A 23,148-nucleotide genomic window follows, 5' to 3' on the forward strand; every position below is an offset into this window, starting at 1 on the left:
CGATGAGCAGTGGTGGGGTGCGCGTCCGCGCCGTCGATCCGTCGGAGTACGAGCGCGTCGGGGAGCTGACCGTCGCCGCGTACGCGGCGCTGCGCGTCGATCATCTGTTCGGCGGCTACGACGAGCACATCCGCGCGGTCGGCGAGCGGTGTGAGTCGACCGAAGTGCTCGTCGCCGAGCTCGACGGGCGCGTCGTCGGCGCGGTGACGTACGCGTCGGATCCCGAGTCGCCGTGGCTCGAATGGAACGAGCCCGGCGAGGCACAGATCCGTCTGCTCGCGGTCGACACCGACGCGCAGGGCCACGGCATCGGCGAGGCGCTCGTGCGCGCGTGCATCGAACGCGCTCGTGAGCAGGGACTGACGATTCTCCTGCACACGACGAACCACATGCCCACCGCGCAGCGCCTCTACCCGCGGATGGGATTCACCCGCCGCCCCGACCGCGACGTGCACGAGTTCGAAGCCGAGCACGACATGACGTTCCTCGCGTTCACGTACGAGCCTTAGGACGCGAGTTCGCCCACCGTTTTGAAGTACCGCGAGTGCGTTCGCTTCAACGTGTCGAGCGAATCAGAGCTGAGCACAACAACTTCGATGTTGGGCTGATCTCGAAACTGCTTCTCCAGCTCCAGCCGCCGCGCCCGCGCGGCGTCCGCGTCCATCTCGCGTCGGTCGACAAGGGTGCCCGTCGATACGTCGTACACGAGCAGGAAGGTCTTCACGCGTCGATCCTAGGTCGAGGATGCTAGGGAAGAATCTCCGCCAGGTTCTCGAGCATCCGCTCAAAATCCTCGTGCATCGCCAGCAACTCTCGAGCGCGGCTTCGCGGTCGCGGCGGAAAGCCTGGAACAGTTCGAGATCTTCGTCGGAGATGACCTCAGTCCTCCGAAGGCGGTCACCGAGCTTGTCGACTTGGGATGCGCTCATCATCGAAGCGCCTCAGCCCGTTTAGTTGTCCGGCTGGTTCAGCTCGATCACGTTGCCGGCGGGGTCGCGGAGGAACGCCTGCTTGCCCGCGCCGGGGGTGTGCGCGATCGGGTCGACGCGCACACCGGAGGCGCGGATCTCCTCGACCGCGGCGTCGACGTCGGAGACGCGCAGCGCGAAGTGGCCCGGGTTCTTCGGCGCCTCGGCGATCTCCATGAGATGCACCTGCTGGCCGCCGGCGTCGAGCCAGTGGCCGGGGCCGAACTCCTCGGGGCGGCTCGTCACCGGCGTGAACCCGAGCACGTCGCAGTAGAACGCCTTCGCCGCGGCCGCGTCGTCGACGCAGATCGCGACGTGATGGATGCCGACCGGCTGCACAGCATCATTATGGTCGCCCTCGCTGCGGGACGGGATACCCGGCCCGCGGCCGCTCGTCGCTCCTGGCGCCTCACACGGCGAGTCGGATCAGACGCTTTCGCGGCTTGCTAGCGTCGCCCCCCGTTCGAACAACCTCGCGGAGGAAGACCTTGGGTTCTCTGGACGGTAAGGCGATCGCGATCACGGGCTCGGGTCGCGGGATCGGGCGGGCGACCGCGCTGCTGTGCGCGGCGGAAGGCGCGTCGGTCGTCGTGAACGACTACGGCGTGTCGATGGACGGCAACGAGCCGCAGAGCGACGTGGCCGACGAGGTCGTCGCGGAGATCAAGGCCGCGGGCGGTAACGCCGTCGCCAACGCCAACTCGGTGACGACGATGGAAGGCGGCGCGTCGATCGTGCAATCAGCGGTCGACACCTTCGGTCGTATCGACGGTGTCGTCTGCGTCGCCGGCATCCTGCGCGAGCGCATGCTCTTCAACATGTCCGAGGACGAGTGGGACCCGGTCATCGAGACGCACCTCAAGGGCACGTTCACCGTGTTCCGCGCCGCGGCGCCGATCTTCCGTCAACAGAAGTCGGGCAGCATGGTCGGGTTCACGTCGGGCGCGTTCGCGGCGTCGGTCGCGCAGGCGAACTACTCGGCGGCGAAGGGCGGCATCGTGTCGCTGGTGCGCAGCGCGGCCGCGGGCATGCACAAGTACGGCGTGACCGCGAACTGCATCGCGCCGGTCGCGAAGAGCCGCATGTCCGGACAGGTTCCGTTCGGCTTGGAGATGGGCGAGCCCGAGGACGTCGCGCCGATGGTCGCGTTCCTCCTCGGCGACCGCGCTCGGAACGTCACCGGCCAGGTGTACACCGCGAACGCGGGACTGCTCGCGGTGTGGAACCAGCCGGCCGAGGTGCGCCAGATGCGCAAGGACGGCCGCTGGACGCCCGACGAGATCGCCGACCGCTTCGACGAGCTCGGTCAGGAGCCGATGCCGATCCTCGAGCGTCTCGCGGAACGCGCCGCGGCCGCTGCGACCGGCGAGAAGCCGAACCAGTAATGGCGGGCGCGCTCGACGGCGTTCGCGTCCTCGATCTGTCGTGGGGCATCGCGGGACCGCTCGGCGTGCTGCTGCTCGCGGAGCACGGCGCCGACGTCATCAAGGTCGAGCCGCCGGGTGGGGATCCCTTCCGCGTCTACGACGGCGCGCGCGTCTGGAACCGCAGCCGGCGATCGGTCACCGTCGACCTGAAGAACGACGACGGCCGCGACGTGATGCGCAAGCTGCTCGCGACGGCCGACGTCGTCGTCGAGAGCTTCCGTCCCGGCGTGATGGAACGGCTCGGCTTCGGCTACGAGTCGGTGCACAAGGAGTTCCCGCGCGTCATCTACCTCTCGGTGCCCGCGTATCCGGAAGGGCACCGGCTCGCGAAGCGTCCCGGCTACGACGCGCTCGTGCAGGCGAGCAGCGGGCAGATGTGGGAGCAGCCGGGCTGGCGCATGGGACCGATCTTCCTGCACATGCCGATGCCGAGCATGGGCGCGTTCTTCCTCGTGAGCATGGGCATCACGACCGCGCTGTTCGCGCGCGAGACCACGGGCGAGGGCCAGCACGTCGAGACGTCGCTGTTCCAGGGCGCGCTGCTCTACACGACGCAGATCTGGCAGCACCTCGAGAAGTCGAACGCGGGACCCCACGAGCTGATGGGCAAGACGTATCCGCCCGGCGTGCATCAGCCGATGATCTTCGAGTGCGCGAACGACCAGTGGATCCACGTCTCGGTGATGAGCGGGTTGCCGCCGATCAAGCCGGTGGACGAGATCCTCGGGCTCACCGACGCGCCCGACCCCATGACGTTCCTCACGATGCCGCCGGAGCAGCGCGAGCAGTTCACCGTCGCGCGGCGCGCGAAGTTCAAGACGTGGGACCGCGACGAGCTCGTCGCCGCGCTGCTCGCGAACAACCACGCGGCCGAGGCCATCATCCCGATGGAAGAGGCGTTCGCCCACCCACAGGTGATCGCGAACGACATGGTCGCAACGGTCGACGACCCCGACCTGGGTCCGACCACGCAGATGGGGGTGCCCATCCACATGCTCGGCACGCCCGGCGCGATCCGAGGCCCGCAGCCGCGGCCCGGTGAGCACAACGCGGAGGTCCTCGCCGAGCTCGGCTACTCCGCGTCCGACGTCGAGCGGCTCACCGCCGCCGGCGCGCGTTAGGAGGCCGATCGTGTTCGCGCTCGAAGGCGTCACTCTCATCGACTTCGGCCAGTACCTCGCGGGACCGTTCGGACCGATGCTCATCGGCGATCTCGGCGCCGACGTCATCAAGGTCGAGCCCGTCACCGGCGACGGCATGCGCATGGCCACGAAGCCGTTCTACGGCTGCCAGCGCGGCAAGCGCGACATCGCGCTGAACCTCAAGATGCCCGCGGGACTCGAGATCGCGCAGAAGCTGATCGCGAAGGCCGACGTCGTGCACCACAACATGACGCGCGGCGTCGCGACGAAGCTCGGCATCGACTACGCGGCGTGCCGCGCGCTGCGCGCCGACATCATCTACTGCAACACGTACGCGTACGGCCTCGCGGAGCCGCTCGGGAAGTTCGGCGGACTCGACCCGCTGTACCAGGCGGCCGCCGGGCTCGAGTACGAAGCCGGCGCGACGGCCGAGGGCAACACGCCGCTCTACTACCGCTTCGGCATGTGCGACGCGTCGAACGCGCTGCTCTCGATCGTCGGTGTGCTCATGGCGCTGTACCACCGCGCGCGCACGGGCGAGGGTCAGGAGCTGTGGACCTCGCTGCTCGACGGCGGCGTGATCTTCTCCTCGGACTCGTTCCTCGTGAACGGGAAGTCGTGGGACCGGCCCCGCCTCGACAAGGACCAGACCGGGCTCTCCGCGCTCTACCGCCTGTACCGCACGCAGGACGACGACTGGATCATGGTCGCGGCGGTGAAGGACGCGGAGTGGGCCGCGTTGTGCGGCGCGCTCGGCGTTCCGCATCTGCTCGACGACGCGCGCTTCGCGACCGCGGCGGCGCGACACGAGCACCGGCGTCAGCTCGCGTCGCTGCTGGAGCCGATGTTCCTCACGCGGACCGCGCGGTTCTGGTCGCGCACGTTCGACGACGTCGACGTCCCGAACGAGGTCCCGATCGACACGTGGGACGGCGAGCAGGTGCTCTACGACGCCGACAACGAACGCCTGGGCCTGGTGACCGAGTACGTGCATCCGCTCGTCGGCGTGATGCGCCAGTTCGGCGACCTCGTCCGCTTCTCGGAGACGCCCGGCCACATCGGCGGCCCGCCGCCGCTCGTCGGCCAGCACACGCGCGACATCCTGCGCGAGCTCGGCTACCGCGACGGCGACATCGACGCGCTCAACGGCGAGAACGTGGTCTACGTCGCCGACGACGCGTACACGACGCGCTTCGCGAACTGATCGCGTCGGGCCCTCCCCTCCGCTGGTACTGCATCGATTGCGTATGCGCGATGAACGCAGTACCAGGCCGGTGATCCGTGGCTGACGAACGGCCGCAGCTACAGCTGCGGCTGCTGCCGCCGGCGTCGGAGGTGCGCTTCGTCGGGCCGATGGCGATGCCGGCGGAGCTGTACTTCCTCGCGCGGGCGCCGGTCGCGCTCGCGGGCATGGCGTATCCGGCACGCGTCGACTGGGACGCGATGTGGAAGGAAGGGCTGCGGCACGTCGTGTGCCTCACGCACGACGCGCCGCCGTACGATCCCGCGCCGCTGTCGATCACGACGATCGCGCTGCAGGATCTCTATACCGGGGTCACGCCCGACGATCCGCAGGAAGAGGTGATCCGCGTCCGGCACGCGGCGATGGCCGTCGTCGACTCGGTGCGCGCCGGCAACGGTGTCGTCGTGCACTGCCGCGGCGGACGCGGGCGCGCGGGCACGGTGCTCGGCACCGCGCTCGTGCTGCTCGGCCACGACCCTGACGATGCGGTCGCGTACCTCGATCGCATCCACACGATCCGCGGCAAGGGCGGCTGGCCCGAGAGCGCGTGGCAGGCCGAGACGGTGCGCTCGTTCCGACCGTTGCCGCGCCACGGCTGACCGACGCCGGCCTCTGAATGTTGCAGATACGCAACAAATGAAGGCCGGGCAGGGAGTCGGCGCCGCAGACTGAGCGGGTGAAGCCGCGAATCGAGCTGCCGGAGCTGGTGCAGCAGAAGGCGCGTGCGCTCGGCGGCGAGGGCGAGCGGTGGCTGCGCGACCTGCCGGAGATCGTCGACGCACTCGCGACCGACTGGCAGCTCGACGTCGGCGCGCCGATGGCGGGTGGCAGCGGCGCGTTCGTCGCACCCGCAACGATCGCAACGACGGGCGAGGACGCGATCCTCAAGGTCGCGATGCCCGACGGGCTCGAAGGCCAATCCCCCTTCGCGACGGAGCTGCACGGTCTCGAGCTCGGCGCGGGCCGGGGCTTCGTGCGCGTGCTGCGCGCCGCCGTCGACCGGCGCGCGGTGTTGCAGGAACGACTCGGACGGTCGTTGCAGTCGCTCGGGCTGCCGGTCGAGGCGCAGCTCGACGCGATCGTCGAAACGCTGCGCGGGGTCTGGCGACCCGTCACCGACGACCCGCTCCTGCGCACCGGGTTCGAGCAGGCCGAGTTCCTCGAGATGTTCGTGCTCACGCGTTGGGAGGCGCTCGACCGTCCCTGCGCGACCGCGACGATCCGTCAGGCGTGTGAGTACGCGCACGCGCGCCGCGACGACTTCGACGCGAATCACACCGTGTTGATCCACGGCGACGGCCACCACGCGAACGTGCTCGAAGCACCGGACGGCGGCTTCCGCCTGATCGATCCCGACGCGATGCGCTCCGAGCCTGCGCACGACCTCGGGATCCCGCTGCGCGGCTGGACCGACGAGCTGCTCGCGAGCGACGACCCGACTCGGCACGGCCGCGCCTGGTGCGAGCGACTGGGTGAGCGAGCCGGCGTCGACGCCGACAAGATCTGGCAGTGGGCGTTCGTCGAGCGCGTCTCGACCGGACTCTTCTTGCTCGACCTCGGAGCGCTCGAGCAAGGCGCCCGCATGCTCGCCGTCGCCGGGCAGTGGACGGCTACGAGCCCAGCGTCATGAGGTCGACGGCCGGCGCGTAAGCCGACGCCGACGCGGAGCCGAAGAAGCGCGCGGTGCCGAAGCTGTAGACGCCCCCGCCACCACTCAACACGAGGTACCCGCGACCACTCGGCATCGCGCGGATGCGCACACCGTCGACGCCACTGATGCCGAGGTTCGGCACGCTTCCCGCGAAGGGCACACCGAAGGTGAAGATGCCGCCGTCGCGCGCCACGATCCAGTAGCCGCCGCCGCTGTCGGCGGCCGTCATCGACATCGCGGGCGAGTTCAGGTGCATCGCGCCGGTCGAGCCGTGGAACGACGCGTCGCCGAACGTGAAGATGCCGCCGTCGCCCGCGACCATCCAGTAGCCGTGACCGTCGGCGGTCGCCGTCATGTCGAGCACCGGCGCGTTGAGGTGGATCGCACCGGTCGAGCCGTAGAAGTGGGCGTCGCCGAAGGTGAAGATGCCGCCGTCGCGCCCGAGCAGGTAGTAGCCGTTGCCGGTCGGCGTCGAGGCCATGCCGACGATCGCCGAGTTGAGATGCCGCCCGTTCATCGAGCCGGCGTAGCGGGCGTCGCCGAATGCGTACACGGACCCGTCGGCGCTCGCGAGCCAGTAGCCGTGGCCCGACGGCGTGCGCGCCGACGCGACGATCGCCCCCGACACGCGCCCGGCGACGTCGCCGTAGTCGTGCGCGCCGCCGAAGGCGTGCACCGCGCCGTTCGCGGTCACGACCCAGTAGCCCGAGCCCTCGTCGGCGGCGGCGGTCGCGTGCACGAGCAGGCGTGTGGACACCAGACCCGCGCCGTACCAGGCGTCGCGGCCGCGCGGTCCGAGATCGATCGCGGTGCCTTCGACGAAGCTCGTGACACCGACGGGATCGAGCTTCGGGTTCGACGCTTCGACGAGCGCGACCGCGGCCGACGCGTACGGCGCTGCGAACGACGTGCCCTCACCCTGGGCGTATGAGTGCGTCGACCCGTTGTACGTCGAGAGCACGTTGACGCCCGGCGCCACGACGTCGACGTACGAGCCGACGTTCGAGAACGCGGCGTGCGCGTTGTGCGAGTCGACCGCACCGACCGCGAGCACCTCGGGGAAGGCCGCGGGATAGATCGCGGGGCTGCCCGTCTGACCCGAGTTGCCGGCCGCGGCGACGACGACCGCGCCCTTCGAGATCGCGTAGTCGACCGCGGCGCGCTCTCCCGGGTCCGCGCCGGTTCCACCGAGACTGAGGTTGATGACGTGCGCGCCGTGGTTCGCGGCGTACACGATGCCCGCGGCGACGTTCGCGCTCGTGCCCGACCCGCCGCTGTCGAGCACGCGCACCGGGAGAATCTTCACGTTCGGCGCCGCACCCGCGATGCCGCGACCATTGCCGACGTGCGCGGCGATGAGACCGGCGACGAACGTGCCGTGGCCGAGCCGGTCGTTCCACCCGTTTCCGGGGCTCACGAAGTCGGCGCCCGAGAGCACCGAGCCCGCAAGGTCCTCGTGCGTGCCGAGCACGCCGCTGTCGACCACCGCGACCGTGACCCCCGCGCCCTGCGTCAGCGGCCACGCGTCCGGGAAGCCGACGTCGGGCAGCGCCCACTGCGACGCGCGGTACGGGTCGCCGAGATCCAGCGAGTGCACCGGCGAGTCGACGCCGACGATCTCGTTGCCGGCGCTCGCGGTGTCGGCCTGGATCGATTGCGCGGCCGCCGCGTTCGCGGCGGTGAAGTGCTCGACTTTCACGTTCGAGCCGTCGGTGACGACGGCGTACATCGAGACCGCGGGACCCGCGGCGACGCCGCTCCCGCCGGTCAGGGCGTGTGCGCCGGTGGGGAGGCTGGCCGTGAGCGCGACCGCGCCGGCCACGAGCCACCGACGACCACGGATCGCGCGTCCCTCCCGAGCCATGTGGGTGGCATCGGCGCCCTCTGTGGTCGACTGGAGGCAAAGTGCGCCACTTCAGCCACTCTCAGCGTCAGAAATCTCAGGACTCTTCCGCGCCGATCTCACGGAGGGCGTCACCGATGGCGGTGCGCAGCCGCCGGGCCGTCGCCGGCGCGAGGTGCGCGACCACGCCGGTGCCGGGGCGGCCGATCTCCTCGAGCGTGAGCACCACCCGCGCCTCGCCCTCGCCGCAGCCTTCGCAGTCGTCGCTCAGCGCGACCGCCCACGACACGGGCGGGCGCTCCTCGTCTCCGCTCGGGTGGTCGTCTCGGGCATCGTGAATCGATCGACGCATGTCGTCTCCAGATCGTGCGGCCGTTGTCAGTGCAGCAGCGAGAGCACCAAGCAGCCCTGAGCAACGTGGTACGTGTACATGATCCCCACCGGCGCGGCGGCGAAGGGGCCGACGAAGCGGTCCCACGCGATCATCGAATCGGACGTGACGAACAGCGCCGCGCCCGCGATCGCGAACGCGTTCCCCGACGCGATCGCGCACGCGAGCATCGTCGCGATCACGACGAGGTACGCGACCACCGGAGGGCGCAACCCGGGCTCGGTCGCGCCGACGCCGCGCAGGATGCGACGCGCGACCGGCGCCACGACGATCGCGGTGCCGACGAGCGCGAGCGCGACCGCCCACCAGTGCACGCCGCTCGCGACGAAGCCCGCGATGTAGCAGACGTGCGCGAGCAGGAAGGCCGCGAGCCCGCCGACGAACTGCTCTTTCGGCAGCATCAACAGCACGTCGCCGAGCAGCGAGAGCACCAGCGCGGCCACGAACCACGCGCGCACACCGCCGTCGGTCGGATGGATCAGCACCGCAACGATCACGAGCAGGGTCAACGTCGTCGGTTTGCTGACGTACTCGAGCACCTTGATCGCGCGCTGCTTCGAGAACCAGTTCAGCGCGGCGAACAGCAGCGCGGCGCTGAGGAACAGAGACGCGCCCGCGGTCACGGTGCGAGCCGTTCGACGATCCAGCCGTCCGGCGCACGGCGGTAGCGGACGCGATCGTGCAGACGCGATTCGCGTGACTGCCACAGCTCGAGCGTCTCGAGTCCGACGACGAAACCACCCCAGAACGGCGGCAACGGCGGATCGACGCCCGCAAAGCGCGCTTCTGTATCGCCGACGAGCCGTTCGAGCTCGGCGCGATCGCCGAGCACCTGACTCTGCGGCGACGACCACGCGCCGATCCGACTCCCGAGCGGACGGGTCGCGAAGTACGCCGCGGCCTCTTCGTCGGGCACGCGGGCGACCGGGCCGGTGACGCGCACCTGGCGCGTGACCTCGTGCCAGTGGAACACGAGCGCGGCGCGGGGGTTCTCGCGCAGGTCGACGCCCTTCTCGCTCTCGAGGTGCGTGTAGAAGGCGAAGCCGCGCGCGTCGAGGCCGCGGAGCAGCACGACCCGCGCCGAGGGCCGGCGGTCGGCACCCGCGGTGGCCAGGGTCATCGCCTCGGGCTGGTCGACGCCGGCCGCCTGCGCCTCGGCGAACCAAGCCCGGAACTGCTCGAGCGGATCGGCCGCGACCGTGGCCACGTCGAGGGGTGCGGCGCGCAGCTCCGCTCGCAGCTCATCCACGGGCCGCACCATCGGCGAACTCTACGTGCGAGACTTCCGCGCGGCGTTCCGCACCAGGGCGATTCACTCCCATCCGCGTCCGGAGCGGCGAGCGCCCCGAAGGGCGGCGGCGGGTACCCCGCCACCGAGCGAGTGCGACAGGAGAGACATGGCTTTTCATCACCTCGCCATCGCGACTCGTGACCTCGACGCGACGCACCGCTTCTACACCGAGGCCATGGGCTTCGAGCTCGTGAAGGCGGTCGCCGCGCCGACGCCCGAAGGCACCGGCGGGTGGGCGCGGCATCTGTTCTACGACACCGGCAACGGCGAGATGTTCGCGATCTGGGACCTGCACGACGACAGCATCCCGCCCGATTTCTCGCCCGCGATCTCCACGGGCCTCGGCCTGCCGTCGTGGGTGAACCACATCGCGTTCGCCGCCGCCGACCTCGACGACATCACGCGCCGCCGCGACCGCTGGCTCGCGAACGGCTACGACGTGCTCGAGATCGACCACGGCTGGTGCACCTCGATCTACTGCGACGACCCGAACGGCATCGCCGTGGAGTTCTGTACGACGACCGCGCCGTTCACGGCGGCCGACCGCGCCGAGGCCGACGCGATCATCCGTGCGACGAAGCCCGCGCTCGACGAAGAGCCGCCCGACGCGATCGCGTACGCGGCCGCCGAGTACCAGGCCGCGCCCGTCGCATAGCGCGCGCTACGCGATCACGTTCGCGGCGCGCAACGCGGCGATCTCTTCGTCGCCCAACGCGGCGAGCGCGCGCAGCACGACATGGGTGTGCTCGCCGAGCGCGGGACCGACGCTGCGGATCGAGCCCGGCGTGCGCGCGAGCTTCGGCACGACACCCGCCATCGGCACGGCACGCTCGAAGCCGGCCGCGAGCCGCACGATCATCTCGCGCGCCGCGATGTGATCGTCGACCGCGATGTCGGCAGCGGTGTTGATGAGCCCGACCGGCACTGAGTTTTCGCGCAGACGCGCCAGGATCTCGTCGGCCGGGTGCGCGCCCGTCCACCCCGCGATCTCCGCGTCGAGCTCGACCTGGTTCGCACCGCGGGCCGCGTGGCGCGCGTAGCGCGCGTCGGTCGCCCATTCCGGCCGCGCCATCGCGGTCGCGAGCCGGGCGAACACCGCGTCGGCGTTCGCGGCGATCACGACATCGCGCCCGTCGGCGGTCGGGTACGCGTTCGCGGGCGCGACACCGGGCAGCACGCCACCCGAGCGGCCGCGCACGGCGCCCGCGAGCTCCCAGTCGGCGACGGTCGACTCCATGAGCGCGAGCACCGACTCGTAGATCGCGACGTCGACCTCCTGACCCCGGCCCGAGCGTGACCGCTCGGCGATCGCGGCGAGCGTGCCGATCACGGCGAACAGCGCCGCGAGCGCGTCACCGAGGCTCACGCCGGCGCGCGCCGGCGGCCGGTCGGCGTCGCCGGTGGTGTGGCGGAGCCCGCCCATTGCCTCGCCGATCGAGCCGAAGCCCGGTTCGTGGGCGCGCGGACCGGTCTGACCGAAGCCGGAGACGTGCACCAACACGATGCCCACGTTCGCCGCGCTCAGCTCGGCGTAGCTCATGCCCCACTCGGCGAGCAGGCCGGGACGGAAGTTCTCGAGCACGATGTCGCACTGCTCGGCGACACGCGCCACGACCGCACGGCCACGCGGATCGCGGAGGTCGATCGCGACCGACCGCTTGTTGCGCGCGATCGCGGGCCACCAGAGGCTGCGCCCGTCGATGCACTCGCCCCAGGCGCGCATCGGATCGCCGGCGCCGGGCGGCTCGATCTTCACGACGTCGGCGCCGAGGTCGCCGAGCAGCTGCCCCGCGAACGGCCCGGCGATGAAGCTGCCGAGCTCGAGCACGCGTAGCCCGGCGAGCGGACCCGCGCCGTCGGAGGCCTCGTCGGTGGTCGTCATCGCGGGCAAGATACCGACCATGGACCTGAACCCGACTCCCCGTTCGGTGGAGCTGCTCGAACGGTTGCAGGCGTTCGACGCCGAGCACGTGCGGCCGTCGGAGCCGATCTACCGCCAGCAGCGGCGCGACTCGGGCGACATCCGCTTCGCGCCGCCGATCATGGAGGACCTCAAACGCGAGGCGCGCTCGCGCGGGCTGTGGAACCTGTTCATGCCCGATGCCGAGTACGGCGCGGGGCTGTCGAACACCGACTACGCACCGCTGTGCGAGCAGATGGGAGGTTCGCCGCTGCTCGGCGAGGCGACGAACTGCTCCGCGCCCGACACCGGCAACATGGAGATCCTCGCCCAGTTCGGCACCGAGACGCAGCGCGAGCAGTGGCTCCGCCCGTTGCTCGAGGGCGAGATCCGCTCGTGCTTCGCGATGACCGAACCGTGGGTCGCGTCGTCCGACGCGTCGAACATCTCGAGCCGTATCGAGCCCGATGGCGACCACTACGTGATCAACGCGCACAAGTGGTTCACGAGCGGCGCGCTCGACCCGCGCTGCAAGGTCGCGGTCGTGATGGGAGTCACCGACCCGAACGCCGAGCCCTATCGCCGGCAGTCGATGATCCTCGTGCCCCTCGACGCGCCGGGCGTCACGGTCGTGCGGGGCCTGCCGGTGTTCGGCCACGACGAGGGACCGGGCCACGCGGAGACGCTCTACGAGAACGTGCGCGTGCCGAAGGAGTTCCTGCTCGGTGAAGAGGGCTCGGGCTTCGCGATCGCGCAGGCGCGTCTCGGTCCCGGCCGCATCCACCACTGCATGCGCGCCATCGGGATGGCCGAGCGCGCGATCGACCTGATGTGCACGCGTGCGCAGATGCGCCAACCCTTCGGTCGCTACCTCGCCGAACAGGGCGTGGTGCAGGCGACGATCGCGGAGTCGCGCATCCAGATCGAGCAGGCGCGGCTCCTCACGATGAAGGCCGCGTGGCTCATGGACACCGCGGGCAAGAAGGCCGCTCGCTTCGAGATCGCCGCGATCAAAGTGATCGGCGCGCGGCTCGCGACCGACGTGATCGACCGCGCGATCCAGATCTTCGGCGGCGCGGGCGTGACCGACGACTGGCCGCTCGCGTCGATGTACGCGCACGCGCGCACCCTGCATCTCGTCGACGGTCCCGACGAGGTGCACCTGCAGCAGATCGCGCGGCGGGAGCTGCGGCCGTACGAGATCTTCCGCTCGCAGTCGTCGTGATCGAGCAGCCGTGAAGGTTCGAGTCGGTTTCGGTCTCGGTGCGAACGCCGCCGCGGGCGACGCCGAGGGCTTCGCGCAGCTCGTCGACGCGCTCGACGCGCACCACTTCGACTCGCTCTGGCTCTCGGAGCGCATTGGGGCGCCGTCGCCGGATCCCGTCGTCGGGCTCGCGATCGCGGCCGGTCGGAGCGCGCGGCTGAAGCTCGGCACGAGCGTGCAGGTGCTGCCGGGCCGGAACCCCGCGCTGCTCGCGAAGTCGTGGGCGACGCTCGACGTGCTCTCGGGCGGGCGCGTGCTGCCGGCCTTCGGGCTCGGCGTCGTCGCCGGCAACGAGCAGGCCGCGTTCGGCGTCACGCGCGAGGAACGGGCGCCGTGGTTCGACGAGGCACTCCCGTTGCTGCGGCGCTTCTGGACCGAGGACCGCGTCGATCACGACGGCCCGCGCTTCCACTACGAGGGTCTGTCGGTACTGCCGAAGCCGGTGCAGCAACCGCCCGACATCTGGCTCGGTGGGCGTGCGCCGTCGGAGCTGCGACGCGTCGGTCGCCTCGGTGACGGCTGGCTCGCGAGCTTCTCGACGCCGGCCGATTGCGAAGCGGGGCGGCCCGTGATCGAGGCCGCGGCCGACGCGGCCGGGCGCGCGATCGACGACGAGCACTTCGGCGCGATGGTGTTCTACGCGCGCGACGGCGTACCCGACGCGCTCGCCGCCGCGATCACGCAGCGCAATCCCGGTGTCGACCCGCACGAGCTCATCCAGACCGACGCGGCGAGCGTGCGCACGGCGTGCGAGCGCTACGTCGCCGTCGGCTTCTCCAAGCTCGTGCTCGTGCCGTTCGCGCACCCGCTGCCGTCGAGCTGGGACGCGGAGCTCGCCGAGCTCGCGGCCGAGGTGCTGCCGATCCAAACGTGAGCGGACGCGGCGGGGCCCCGCCGAAGCGGGGCCCCAATCGCACTTCCGTGTGCAGTTCCGCTAGCTGATCGTCGTGTTCCCGACGTTCGTGAAGGTGACCTTCGACAGCGGCTTCGACGTGCACTCACCCGAGGTCGGGGTGAACTGGAGCGTCGAGTCCAGCGTCAGGCCCTTGAACAGACCCTTCGTGACCTTGCCCGACACGTGCGTCTCGGTCGCGTTGCCGCTCACCGTGTTCAGCGTGACGTTCGCGGTCGAGGTGGCGCCGGTGTTCCACTTCGTCGTGATCGTGCCCGACGGCGGGTTCGGCGAGGGATTGCCCTCGAGCAGGATCTGGCAGTTCGTCGCGGTGTGGAACTTCACGGTCGAGCTGAAGGTGCCGGACTTCACACCGCCGCCCTTGCAACCGCTCTCTTTGGCGTTCTTCACCGTGATCGTCGGCTTGACCTTCTGCGTCGATCCGACGGCCGGCAACGCGGGCTTGAAGGTCGCCGTGCCCTTCGCCGTCTTACAGCTGGTTCCAGCCGCCGCCGCGTTCGCGGCTCCGCCCGTGCCCACCACGGTCATCGCCATCGGCGCGACCAAGGCGGTCGTGAGCAACATCTTCGTCCATACGCGCATGCGCTGTATTCCTTCCCCCGGAGTCAGGTCGAAGGGAATTGATACCGCGATCGCCGACCGAATACACCTCATCCTGTGGGTCGAAACCCGACATCGCGGAGCGTCGCCCGCAGGTGTGGTCAAAGGTTCACAACCGCCTCAGAAGCGACTCTGGCAGGTCAGGCGGGCCGGCGCGCGGCGAGGCCCCAGGAGAGCGCGCCGGTCTGCTGCGCGTCCACGTGCTCGAAGCCCATGCGCTCGAAGTCGGCGAGTGCCTCGTCGACGAACCACGGGAACTCGTCGGCAAAGAGCTGCTCGACGTCGGGGTGGGCGAGCTCCCGGCGGACATCCGCGATCGACGCACGCGCCGGCACCATGAGGTCACCGATCGCGAGCCGGCCCCCCGAGCGCATGCGCGCGAACACCGCGGCGAGCAGCGCGCGCTTCTCGTCGGCAACGAGATGGTGGATCGCGTACGTGCTCACCACGACGTCGCACTCGGGCGCGCGGTCGCCGAAGTCGAGCAGATCCGCCTCGACGTACTCGGTGTCGGTCGGGAGCTTGTCGCGCGCGACGGCGAGCATGCCGCTCGACACGTCGACACACACGAGGCGCGCGTGCGCGCCCAGGCGCGCGGCGAGATTGCCGGTGCCGGTGCCCAGATCGACGACGACGTCGTCGGGTCGGACCGCGGCGCGTTCGATCACCCAGTCGAGCGTCGCGCCGTAGCCGTTGCGGATCGGGTTGGATTCGTCGGCGACGTCGTCGTCGTAGCCGACGACTTCGGTGTCGTGGTTGAAGCGGTCGACATGCCGGCTACGCATCGCGCTCGTACACCCACTCCGAGTTCGCCGGCATCCGCAGCCGGTGCCGCGGACCGGCGGTGTCGACGAGCGCGAGGTCGTCCCACGCGACGTCGCCCGTGTACACGCAGATCGCGCCGCCGCCTTCGACGAAGTGGAAACGGGGCGTGAAGTCGGTCGGCTCCGACACCGCGGCGCCGGCGATCGCGGCGGCGACGTCGGCGTGCTCGCAGAGCCAGAGCAGCGTCACGTACTGCGGGGGCGCGAGCTCGATCTCGCCCGCGGCGCGCGCCGTCAACGCGTCGGCGGGACGGAACCAACGCACCGCGTCGGACTCGACGCCGTCGGCGACCGCCTCCGCGATCCCGGGGCCCGCGGGCGCCGCGAAGAACCACGTCGCGAAGCGCTTGGGCGAGATCTCGGGGGTCGTCCAGTTCGACAGGTGCACGAGCGAGTCGACGTCGATGTCGATGCCCGCTTCTTCCTTCGTCTCGCGCACCGCGGCGCGGGTCGCGGCGCGCAGGATGTCGTCGCCGTCGTGCCAGTCACCGTCGTCGATGCGGCCACCCGGGAAGACCCAGGCGCCGCCGTGGAACGCGAGCTTCGACGAACGTTTCAGGAGCAGCGTCTCGAGACCGTGCTCGCCGTCGCGCAGCACCGCGACGGTGGCCGCGGGCTTGGCGTCGACCCCGCTCGGGGTGCCACCACGGTTACGAGCCTGCTCAGCCCAGTTTTTCAACGGTGAGGTCGCCCTTCTCGTGCTGCGCGCGCAGCACCTTCTTGTCGAACTTTCCCACACTCGTCTTGGGGACCTCGTCGATGAACGCCCAGTACTCCGGCACCTGCCATTTCGCGAGCCGGTCGCCGAGGAACGTCGCGAACGCGGCCGCGTCGGTGTCGCAGCCGCCGCGGCGCACGACGCACGCGAGCGGGCGTTCGTCCCAGCGCAGGTCGGGGATCCCGACGACGCTCGCCTCGACCACGTCGGGGTGTGCCATCAAGAGGTTCTCGAGCTCGACCGACGAGATCCATTCGCCGCCCGACTTGATGACGTCCTTCGAGCGGTCGGTGATCTGGATGTAACCGCGTGCGTCGACGCTGCCGACGTCGCCGGTGCGCAGCCAGCCGTCGTGGAACTTCTCGGGCGACGGGTCCTCGAAGTACCCGGCCGTCACCCATGGTCCGCGCACCTCGATCTCGCCGACCGCCTCGCCGTCCCACGGGAGCACCTCGTCGTCGGCGCCGACGATGCGCAGCTCGAGGCCACCCATCACGCGGCCGGTCTTCGCGCGCCAGTCGATCTCGTCGTCGGTGCCGAGCTCGACGCCCGCGGGCGCGTGGCCCACCGCCGCGAGCGGCGAGGTCTCGGTCATGCCCCAGCCCTGCACGATGCGCAGACCATGGCCGCGCTCGAACCTCTCGATCAGCGAGCGCGGCACCGCCGAGCCACCGCACACGACCATGCGAACCGACGAGAGGTCGACGTCGTGCTCCTCGCCGTAGCGGAGGATGTCGGCCCAGATCGTCGGCACCGCGCCCGAGAACGTGACGCGCTCCTCGCGGATCATCGTCGTGATCGGCTCGGCCTGCAGGAAGCGACTCGGCATGACGAGGCTCGAGCCGCTGAAGAACGCCGCGTACGGCAGGCCCCACGCGCACGCGTGGAACATCGGCACGATCGCGAGCACGCGGTCGCGATCGGTGAGCGCCATCGCGTTGCCGGTCGTGACCGACAGCGCGTGGAGGAACGTCGAACGGTGCGAGTAGACGACGCCCTTCGGATTGCCGGTGGTGCCGCTCGTGTAGCACATCGCCGCGGCGGTGCCCTCGTCGAGCTCGGGCCAGTGGTAGTCGGGTGACTCGTTCGCGATCAGGTCGTCGTAGCGGAGGACATCGCCGAGCGCCGACGCGTCACCGTCGCCGACGACGATGAAGCGCTCGACGGTCTCGAGCTCGGCCGCGACCTTCGCGAGCACGGGCACGAGCGAGTCGTCGACGATCACGACGCGGTCGCGCGCGTGGTTGATCACGTACGTGAGCTGCTCGGGGAACAGGCGAATGTTGAGCGTGTGCAGCACCGCGCCCATCGACGGCACCGCGAAGTAGGCCTCGAGGTGCTCCTGCGAGTTCCAGAGGAACGTGCCGACGGGATCGCCGGGCTCGATGCCGAGTCGCCGCAGCGCGTTCGCGAGCCGGCCCGCGTTGGCGACCACCTCCGTGAAGGGCGCGCGGCGCGCACCGGTGTCGGTCCAGGTGACGCACTCGCTCGCGCCGTGCACGCTCGCGCCGTGCCGCATGATCGCGGTCGTCGTGAGCGGGAACTCCTGCATCGTCGACGTGATCATCGGTTCCCCCCGAGTCGGTGGCCGAGAGTATTTCGCTGTGGAGCCCGCCGCGGATGCCGGTGGGCGGTCAGGGCGGCGGGGCCGCCTCCTGGTCGGGTGCAGGCTGGGCGACGGCGGCGATCACGGCACCCGCGAGGATCGCGGCGCCGCCCACGACGACGACCGCCCGCAGCGCCTCGCCGAGGAAGATCGCCGACAGCACGACGCCGAAGATGGCCTCGAGCGCCATGACGATCGCCGTGCGCGACGGTCCGAGGCGGGCGAGCACGACGAAGAAGAGCGTGAACGCGATCGCGGTCGCGGTGCCGGTCGCGGCGATCGCACCGAACGCCCGCAGCGTCGGCGCGTGCAGCGAACGCTGCCCGACACCGAGGATCGTGACGCCGATCGCGGCGCCGATCGCGGTCCAGGCGGCGGCCGTCAACGCGTCGGTGCGCGGGATGACGCGGTGACCGGCGACGACGTACGTCGAGAACAGCGCGACCGAGCACAGGACGAAGCCGACGCCGCCGAGCGTGATCGCGACGTGGCCGCCGCCGACCGCGACGATGACGCTCCCCGCGATCGACAGACTCAGGGAGGCCGCGATCGCGCGGTTCGGACGCAGCGCGCCGAGCGCGATGTCGATGATGCTCACGACGGCGGGATACGAGTAGAAGAGCAGCGCGACCGCGGCGGCGGTGCCGCGTTCGAGCGCGAGGTAGAAGCACGTCGACTCGAACGTGTAGAGGCCGATGCCGAGGAAGAGCGCGCGGACGCGTTCGCCGGGTGGTGGGAGCAACGGACGTCCCGTCGCGCGCAGGCTCGCGACGAGCAGGACGCTCGAGATCCCGAACCGGATGCTCAGCGCCGTCGCCGACGTCGTGCCGTCCTTCGCGATCGCGCGCTGGAAGACGATCGTGGTGCCGAAGCAGAACGCCGCGAGCATCGCGAGCGCGAGATCACGGCCGCCTCCGGCGGCGCGGTTGCGGTCGGACACGCGTCGGCGCGCGCTAATGGTTGACGATCACGCCGAGGATCATCCCGAGCACGAGCAGGCCGCCGGCCCGGCGCGTGAGGATGAAGGCGTTCGGCGCGAACCAGAGCGGCCACACCGGGTTGGGCACGGGCGACTCCGCCGGCTTCGGCTCACCGAACGCGCGCCACACGTTCCGCGCGATCGGCAGCGAGAGCACGACGAGCAGCGTGCCGATCGGCAGGATCTGCGCGATGACGAGCGCGATGACCGACAGGTAGAAGGCGACGAACATGCCCCGCGTCACGACGCGGGCGCGGGCCTCGCCGAGCATCACCGGCAGCGTGTGCGTGCCCGCGGGCGCGTCCCAGGCGAGCTTGTCGATGTGCTTGCCCATGAGCACGGTCGTGCTGAGGATCGCGTACGGCAACGACGCGAGGATCACCGCGCCCGGGATCGCGCCGGTCGCCGCGTAGTAGGTGCCGCCGACCATCAGCGGACCCCACACCGCGATCACCGTGGGCTCGCCGAGCCCGCGCTTCTTCAGTCGCAACGGCGGCGCGGTGTACGCGAGCGACAGCAGGAACCCGCCGAGCGCGAAGCCGAGGATCGGCGCGCCCCGCGCGACGAACAGCACGAGCATGATCGCGAGGCACAGCGTGTTGACGACGAGCGCGCACCCGGCGAGGCCCCGGCGCGAGATCGTGCCCGACAGCACCGGATGGGGCGAGTAGAGATTGCGCGGGTAGTTCTCGGTGTCGGTGCCGACCTCGAGGTCGAAGAGGTCGTTCATGAGGTTGTTCGCCATGTGCGCGAGCACGAGACCCACCGCCGCGAGCGCGAACCATCCCCACGCGACCGACGCGTTGCGGAACGCCGCGAGCAGCCCCGCGAGCGCGGCGGACACGAGCGTCATCGGCAACACGCCCGCGCGGGTGAGGTACAGCCACTTCGAGACCGGGTCGAGCTCGCCGCGCGGCGGGTTCGTGGTGGCGAGCACGTAGAGCCACCGCTTCGTGAGGCTCTGCGGCCGCTCGACCGATCCCGGCGATCCTGCCGATCCCGTGGCTCCCGTCGACCCCGTGGGGACACTCACGTCGGTCATGACCGACAGGTTACGGCCGGGTCCGACGGTGCGTCAGCCCCCGTAGTTCATCCTCGTGTCCTCCATGCGCAGCACGGGCGTGCCCTCGTCGCGCAGGAAACCGGAGTCGACGATCTCGCCGACGAACAACGTGTGGTCGCCCATCGGCAGGCTCTGTGTCACGACGCAGTCGAGGAACGCGGCCGCCTGGTCGAGCACCGGCGCGCCCGTCGTCGCGGTGTGGAAGCCGAAGCCGTTGAGGGTCGATTGCTCGAGGTCGGCCTCGAGCGGCTTGGTGAACTTCCGCACGATCGCGCGGTCCTCGCGGTCGACGAGATTGAGCGCGAAGACGCCACCCGCGGTGATGAGCTCGTGCGTGAACGCGTCCTGCACGACCGCGATACCGAGCAACTTCGGCTCGAACGCGAGCTGCGTGGCCCAGTTGAGCGTCATGAAGTTGCGACGGTCGACACCGTCGGTCGAGCCGACGACGTACAGACCGCTCGGCATCGTCCAGAGCACGCGCCGGCGCAGCCGGTCGTACTCGTCGGGGTCGGCGCCGTCGGGAAACGGCGGGACGGGACCTTCCTTCACCGGCATGGAGCCGAGCGTACGTCGCGGCACCCTCCGCCCGGGCCCTGGTCATGCGTTCGCATCACATGCGCCACGGATGTCGTACCCGGGCGGTGGAGGGACGAGCGCGTCAAACGGTTGCGTCGAGGGCCTCGGCCAGCCCGGCGCGGCTCGTGACGCCGAGCTTCGTGTACGCCCGCTGGAGATGGTTGTCGACCGTGCGCACCGACAGGAACAGCTGCGCCGCGATCTCCTTGCTCGCGAGCCCCTGCCCCGCGAGCAGCGCGACCTCACGCTCGCGCCGCGACAACGGAGTGATCGTGTCGGTCTGCACGAGGCCCGGTGTCTGCGCGCCCTCGCACTCCTGCGCCAGCGCGCGGGCGCGGTTCGCGCTCGCGGTCGCGGCGCGTTGGTCGCCCTGCCGGCGGTAGAGGTCGACGGCCGCGGTGAACGCCTCGGCGGCGAGCAGCAGCGCGCCGAGCTCCTCGAACGCAACCGCCGATGCCGACAGCAGGTCGCCGTCCGCGGCGACCACCGAGGCCGCGTGACGGGCGCGCGCCGCGAGCAACGGTGAGTCACTCTGCGCCGCGAGCGCGGCGAGTCGCGTCGCGTCGACCTCGCCGCCGACGCGCATGCGGTCGTGCAGCAGCGTCGACTCCGCGGTGATGTGACCGGTCGCGGCCGCGTCCTCCGCCGCGGCGCCGAAGATCGCGATCGCATCCGACGGACGGCCGCCCGCCCACGCGACCCAGGCGTCGGCGAGCTTCTGCTCGGGCGCGAGGAACCCGAAGACGGGCAATGCGTCGCGGCGGGCCAGCGAGTCGCGCGCGGCGCGCACATCGCCGAGCATCGCCGAGAGATACGCGACGCCGCCGAGCGCGAGCCGCAGCGGTCCCGCGAAGCCGTGCGCCTCCGCGAGACCCGCGCCCTCGACGTAGCGCGTGCGTGCGGTCGCGAGCCGTCCCTGCATCCCCGCGATGCGGCCGAGGTTCACCGCGAACCAGATCTGCGCGATCGGAATCCGTTCGGTCGCCGCGATCTCCGCGCCCGCGAGGCCGAGCCGGTCGGCGGCCTCGAAGCTGCCGGCGTCGGCGAGCGCGAAGACCTGGTTCACGACGTGGATCCCGGGATGCGCGATCGCGAGGTCGTCGCCGAGCTCGAGGTGCTCGGCGAACCCGCGCTCGGCGACGCGCGCGCCTTCGAGCGTGCGTCCCACCGTCGCGAGTGCAGGCGCGAGGACGATCGCGCGCACGACGCGCGTGCGGAGGTCGCCACCTTTCAATCGCTCGAGCACCTCGATCGCCTCGCGCGGTAGACCCGCGAAGAGGCGGATGCCCGCGTCGTCGGCTTCGATCTCCTGACGGAGCTCGGGATCGGTGATGCCGACCGACGCCTCGTGGTTCACCCGCAAGGCGCGCGCCGCGTCGCAGAGCCCGAACTGGAGGTTCTTCGTCCGCATCGTGACGATGAGCAATCGCTCTGCGTCCGTCTGCGCGTCGACGTGCGCTTCGGAGAGGACCGATTCGGCTTCGGTGAACGAGCCGAGCTCGTACAGCACCTCACCGAGGAGCAGCCGCGTCTCGACGCCGCGGCGCGCGGGCGGGATCGCGCGCACCAACCGCTCGACGAGGCGAAAGGCGTGCGCGTAGCGGGCGACGTGCGCGGCGCGCTCGAGCAGCTCGGGATCGACCTCGTCGCCGGTCTCGAGTCGCCACTGCGCGCACCGCAGATGGTCGTCCGGCCCCTGCAACCCGCGCGCTTCGAGCCGCGCGACCTGCGCGCGCAGCAACTCGACGCGTCGGAGCATCGGCAACTCGGATCGCAACACCTCGCCGTGCAGAGGATGCGCGACGCGCAATTGCGTGCGGCCCTGCTCACGCGCCGACTCGATCAGGCCCGATCGTTCCAGCTGCGCGATCACTCCCACGGGCGCGATCTGCTCGACGTCCGCGACCTCCAGCGGTTCGCACAGTGCGAGGAGCTCCATCGCGCCGCGCGCCTCCGGACCCAGCGCGCCGAGCCGGAGCTCGACGAGATCGACGAGCCGGTCGCTGCTCGGCAGCCGATCGTCGACGTCGAGGTGCCAGACCCCGGAACGGTCGACGAGCGCGCCCGAGTCGAGCGCGCCGAGCACGAGCTCGCGCAGGTAGAGCGGGTTGCCGAGCGTCACCGACCAGAGGTGCCGCGCGGCACCGGCCTCCATCGGCGCGCCGAGCACGAGGTGCAGCAACGTGTCGACGTGCTCGCGCGAGAGCGCTTCGAGATCGACGCGGGCGACGCGGTCGTCGCGCCACAGCCCGGTGAGGAGGTCGGGCACGGGCTCACCGCTGCGCACGGTGCCGACGAGGAAGATCGCGTCGCGTGCGAGCAGGTAGGAGAGCAGCGTGAGCGACGCGTCGTCGAGGAGGTGGATGTCGTCGACGACGGTGACGAGCCGGCGCTGGTCGGTGCGCTCCGCGATCGATCGCCGCGCGTCGTCGAACACGCGCACGGGATCGGATCGCCCGACCGGCGCACTCAAGCCTGCGCCGAGCAGCGGTGCGACCGCACCGAGCGGGAGCGCGGCCGCGGTGACGCTGCCGACGATGCGCTCGGTCGGATGGCCGGCGGCCGCGGCGCCGGCGCGGCACTCGTCGGCCAGCCGGGTCTTGCCGACGCCCGCGGGTCCGTGGATCAGCACGCCCTGGGTCGTGTCGCCCGCGAGCGCGTCCTCGAAGCGCGCGAGCTGCGCGTGCCGGCCGACGATCGGCCAGCGCTCCCCCAACCCGCTCATGGCCGCATCTTGGCAGGCGGG

At 70.9% G+C, this 23,148-nt stretch carries 24 protein-coding genes; 9 read left to right on the forward strand and 15 right to left on the reverse strand.

Features of this window, described 5'->3' with window-relative positions; all coding sequences use genetic code 11:
* Positions 1-2 precede the first annotated feature (2 nt).
* A complete protein-coding gene (locus VH914_13780; protein HEX4492274.1) occupies positions 3-509 on the forward strand; it encodes a GNAT family N-acetyltransferase in 507 nt (168 codons plus the stop codon).
* On the opposite strand, the gene VH914_13785 is transcribed toward VH914_13780, so the two are convergent.
* Both VH914_13785 and VH914_13790 read right to left on the reverse strand, forming a co-directional pair.
* Positions 506-724, reverse strand: a complete 219-nt coding sequence (locus VH914_13785) for a hypothetical protein (protein HEX4492275.1) — start codon at positions 722-724, stop codon at positions 506-508. The genes VH914_13780 and VH914_13785 overlap by 4 nt on opposite strands.
* A 226-nt stretch (positions 725-950) precedes the next feature.
* Positions 951-1,307 carry a VOC family protein gene (locus VH914_13790; GenBank protein ID HEX4492276.1) on the reverse strand — a complete coding sequence of 119 codons (357 nt, stop codon included), beginning with the start codon at positions 1,305-1,307 and terminating at the stop codon, positions 951-953.
* Positions 1,308-1,456: 149 nt separating this feature from the next.
* Here VH914_13790 and VH914_13795 point away from each other — a divergent pair, with 149 nt between their 5' ends.
* The 5 genes from VH914_13795 to VH914_13815 all read left to right on the forward strand — a co-directional run bounded on the left by VH914_13795 (position 1,457) and on the right by VH914_13815 (position 6,410).
* Positions 1,457-2,353 carry an SDR family oxidoreductase gene (locus VH914_13795; protein ID HEX4492277.1) on the forward strand — a complete coding sequence of 299 codons (897 nt, stop codon included), beginning with the start codon at positions 1,457-1,459 and terminating at the stop codon, positions 2,351-2,353.
* Positions 2,353-3,516, forward strand: a complete 1,164-nt coding sequence (locus VH914_13800) for a CoA transferase (protein HEX4492278.1) — start codon at positions 2,353-2,355, stop codon at positions 3,514-3,516. The genes VH914_13795 and VH914_13800 overlap by 1 nt, the downstream gene beginning before the upstream one ends.
* Positions 3,517-3,526: 10 nt before the next feature.
* Positions 3,527-4,741 (forward strand): CoA transferase, encoded by a 1,215-nt coding sequence (locus VH914_13805; protein ID HEX4492279.1) that lies wholly within the window; start codon positions 3,527-3,529, stop codon positions 4,739-4,741.
* Between the two features lie 77 nt (positions 4,742-4,818).
* The gene (locus tag VH914_13810; protein ID HEX4492280.1) at positions 4,819-5,379 is read left to right on the forward strand and encodes a hypothetical protein; all 561 of its coding nucleotides are present in this window, start codon (positions 4,819-4,821) and stop codon (positions 5,377-5,379) included.
* 77 nt (positions 5,380-5,456) lie between these two features.
* Positions 5,457-6,410, forward strand: a complete 954-nt coding sequence (locus VH914_13815; protein ID HEX4492281.1) for an aminoglycoside phosphotransferase family protein — start codon at positions 5,457-5,459, stop codon at positions 6,408-6,410.
* Here VH914_13815 and VH914_13820 read toward each other — a convergent pair.
* From VH914_13820 to pdxH, 4 genes are all read right to left on the reverse strand, one after another.
* A complete protein-coding gene (locus VH914_13820) occupies positions 6,391-8,295 on the reverse strand; it encodes a S8 family serine peptidase (GenBank protein HEX4492282.1) in 1,905 nt (634 codons plus the stop codon). The genes VH914_13815 and VH914_13820 overlap by 20 nt on opposite strands.
* Positions 8,296-8,371: 76 nt before the next feature.
* Positions 8,372-8,563, reverse strand: a complete 192-nt coding sequence (locus VH914_13825) for a hypothetical protein (protein ID HEX4492283.1) — start codon at positions 8,561-8,563, stop codon at positions 8,372-8,374.
* A gap of 89 nt (positions 8,564-8,652) precedes the next feature.
* Positions 8,653-9,288, reverse strand: coding sequence for a lysoplasmalogenase (locus VH914_13830; GenBank protein HEX4492284.1), 636 nt, complete (start codon positions 9,286-9,288; stop codon positions 8,653-8,655).
* Positions 9,285-9,926 (reverse strand): pyridoxamine 5'-phosphate oxidase, encoded by a 642-nt coding sequence (pdxH, locus tag VH914_13835; protein HEX4492285.1) that lies wholly within the window; start codon positions 9,924-9,926, stop codon positions 9,285-9,287. Before pdxH ends, VH914_13830 begins: the two co-directional genes overlap by 4 nt.
* Before the next feature lie 136 nt (positions 9,927-10,062).
* Here pdxH and VH914_13840 point away from each other — a divergent pair, with 136 nt between their 5' ends.
* On the forward strand, positions 10,063-10,611 hold the full coding sequence (locus tag VH914_13840) for a VOC family protein (GenBank protein ID HEX4492286.1): 549 nt from the start codon (positions 10,063-10,065) through the stop codon (positions 10,609-10,611).
* Between the two features lie 6 nt (positions 10,612-10,617).
* Here VH914_13840 and VH914_13845 read toward each other — a convergent pair whose 3' ends face one another.
* Entirely contained in the window at positions 10,618-11,838 is a 1,221-nt protein-coding gene (locus VH914_13845) for a CoA transferase (protein ID HEX4492287.1), read from the reverse strand.
* A 19-nt stretch (positions 11,839-11,857) separates the two neighbouring features.
* On the opposite strand from VH914_13845, the gene VH914_13850 reads away from it, so the two are divergent.
* Positions 11,858-13,081: an acyl-CoA dehydrogenase family protein gene (locus VH914_13850; protein HEX4492288.1), complete on the forward strand. Its 1,224-nt coding sequence runs from the start codon at positions 11,858-11,860 to the stop codon at positions 13,079-13,081.
* Between the two features lie 10 nt (positions 13,082-13,091).
* Positions 13,092-13,994, forward strand: a complete 903-nt coding sequence (locus tag VH914_13855) for an LLM class flavin-dependent oxidoreductase (GenBank protein HEX4492289.1) — start codon at positions 13,092-13,094, stop codon at positions 13,992-13,994.
* 60 nt (positions 13,995-14,054) lie between these two features.
* Here the strand turns inward: VH914_13855 and VH914_13860 are convergent, their stop codons facing one another.
* The 8 genes from VH914_13860 to VH914_13895 form a co-directional block, all read right to left on the reverse strand.
* Complete coding sequence (locus tag VH914_13860; GenBank protein ID HEX4492290.1) at positions 14,055-14,615, reverse strand: hypothetical protein; 561 nt, start codon at positions 14,613-14,615, stop codon at positions 14,055-14,057.
* A gap of 158 nt (positions 14,616-14,773) precedes the next feature.
* Positions 14,774-15,418, reverse strand: coding sequence for a class I SAM-dependent methyltransferase (locus VH914_13865; GenBank protein HEX4492291.1), 645 nt, complete (start codon positions 15,416-15,418; stop codon positions 14,774-14,776).
* Positions 15,411-16,136, reverse strand: coding sequence for an NUDIX hydrolase (locus VH914_13870; GenBank protein ID HEX4492292.1), 726 nt, complete (start codon positions 16,134-16,136; stop codon positions 15,411-15,413). Before VH914_13870 ends, VH914_13865 begins: the two co-directional genes overlap by 8 nt.
* Positions 16,120-17,742, reverse strand: a complete 1,623-nt coding sequence (locus VH914_13875; protein HEX4492293.1) for a long-chain fatty acid--CoA ligase — start codon at positions 17,740-17,742, stop codon at positions 16,120-16,122. The genes VH914_13870 and VH914_13875 overlap by 17 nt, the downstream gene beginning before the upstream one ends.
* 67 nt (positions 17,743-17,809) lie before the next feature.
* Positions 17,810-18,721 carry a DMT family transporter gene (locus VH914_13880; GenBank protein HEX4492294.1) on the reverse strand — a complete coding sequence of 304 codons (912 nt, stop codon included), beginning with the start codon at positions 18,719-18,721 and terminating at the stop codon, positions 17,810-17,812.
* 13 nt (positions 18,722-18,734) lie between these two features.
* A complete protein-coding gene (locus tag VH914_13885; GenBank protein ID HEX4492295.1) occupies positions 18,735-19,802 on the reverse strand; it encodes a prenyltransferase in 1,068 nt (355 codons plus the stop codon).
* A 33-nt stretch (positions 19,803-19,835) separates the two neighbouring features.
* Positions 19,836-20,381: a flavin reductase family protein gene (locus tag VH914_13890; protein ID HEX4492296.1), complete on the reverse strand. Its 546-nt coding sequence runs from the start codon at positions 20,379-20,381 to the stop codon at positions 19,836-19,838.
* A 103-nt stretch (positions 20,382-20,484) separates the two neighbouring features.
* Entirely contained in the window at positions 20,485-23,127 is a 2,643-nt protein-coding gene (locus VH914_13895) for an AAA family ATPase (protein HEX4492297.1), read from the reverse strand.
* Between the last annotated feature and the right edge of the window lie 21 nt (positions 23,128-23,148).

It is taken from the genome of Acidimicrobiia bacterium, from assembly GCA_036271555.1.
Lineage (GTDB): Bacteria > Actinomycetota > Acidimicrobiia > IMCC26256 > PALSA-610 > DATBAK01.

Excerpts from the sequence above, each read along its gene's own strand:
- VH914_13865 (HEX4492291.1), bottom strand. The coding sequence starts at position 15,418 with ATGCGTAGCCGGCATGTCGACCGCTTCAACCACGACACCGAAGTCGTC.
- VH914_13895 (HEX4492297.1), bottom strand. The coding sequence starts at position 23,127 with ATGAGCGGGTTGGGGGAGCGCTGGCCGATCGTCGGCCGGCACGCGCAG.
- VH914_13820 (HEX4492282.1), bottom strand. The coding sequence starts at position 8,295 with ATGGCTCGGGAGGGACGCGCGATCCGTGGTCGTCGGTGGCTCGTGGCC.
- VH914_13890 (HEX4492296.1), bottom strand. The coding sequence starts at position 20,381 with ATGCCGGTGAAGGAAGGTCCCGTCCCGCCGTTTCCCGACGGCGCCGAC.
- VH914_13860 (HEX4492290.1), bottom strand. The coding sequence starts at position 14,615 with ATGCGCGTATGGACGAAGATGTTGCTCACGACCGCCTTGGTCGCGCCG.
- VH914_13840 (HEX4492286.1), top strand. The coding sequence starts at position 10,063 with ATGGCTTTTCATCACCTCGCCATCGCGACTCGTGACCTCGACGCGACG.
- pdxH (HEX4492285.1), bottom strand. The coding sequence starts at position 9,926 with ATGGTGCGGCCCGTGGATGAGCTGCGAGCGGAGCTGCGCGCCGCACCC.
- VH914_13875 (HEX4492293.1), bottom strand. The coding sequence starts at position 17,742 with ATGATCACGTCGACGATGCAGGAGTTCCCGCTCACGACGACCGCGATC.
- VH914_13845 (HEX4492287.1), bottom strand. The coding sequence starts at position 11,838 with ATGACGACCACCGACGAGGCCTCCGACGGCGCGGGTCCGCTCGCCGGG.
- VH914_13780 (HEX4492274.1), top strand. The coding sequence starts at position 3 with ATGAGCAGTGGTGGGGTGCGCGTCCGCGCCGTCGATCCGTCGGAGTAC.
- VH914_13850 (HEX4492288.1), top strand. The coding sequence starts at position 11,858 with ATGGACCTGAACCCGACTCCCCGTTCGGTGGAGCTGCTCGAACGGTTG.
- VH914_13885 (HEX4492295.1), bottom strand. The coding sequence starts at position 19,802 with ATGACCGACGTGAGTGTCCCCACGGGGTCGACGGGAGCCACGGGATCG.
- VH914_13800 (HEX4492278.1), top strand. The coding sequence starts at position 2,353 with ATGGCGGGCGCGCTCGACGGCGTTCGCGTCCTCGATCTGTCGTGGGGC.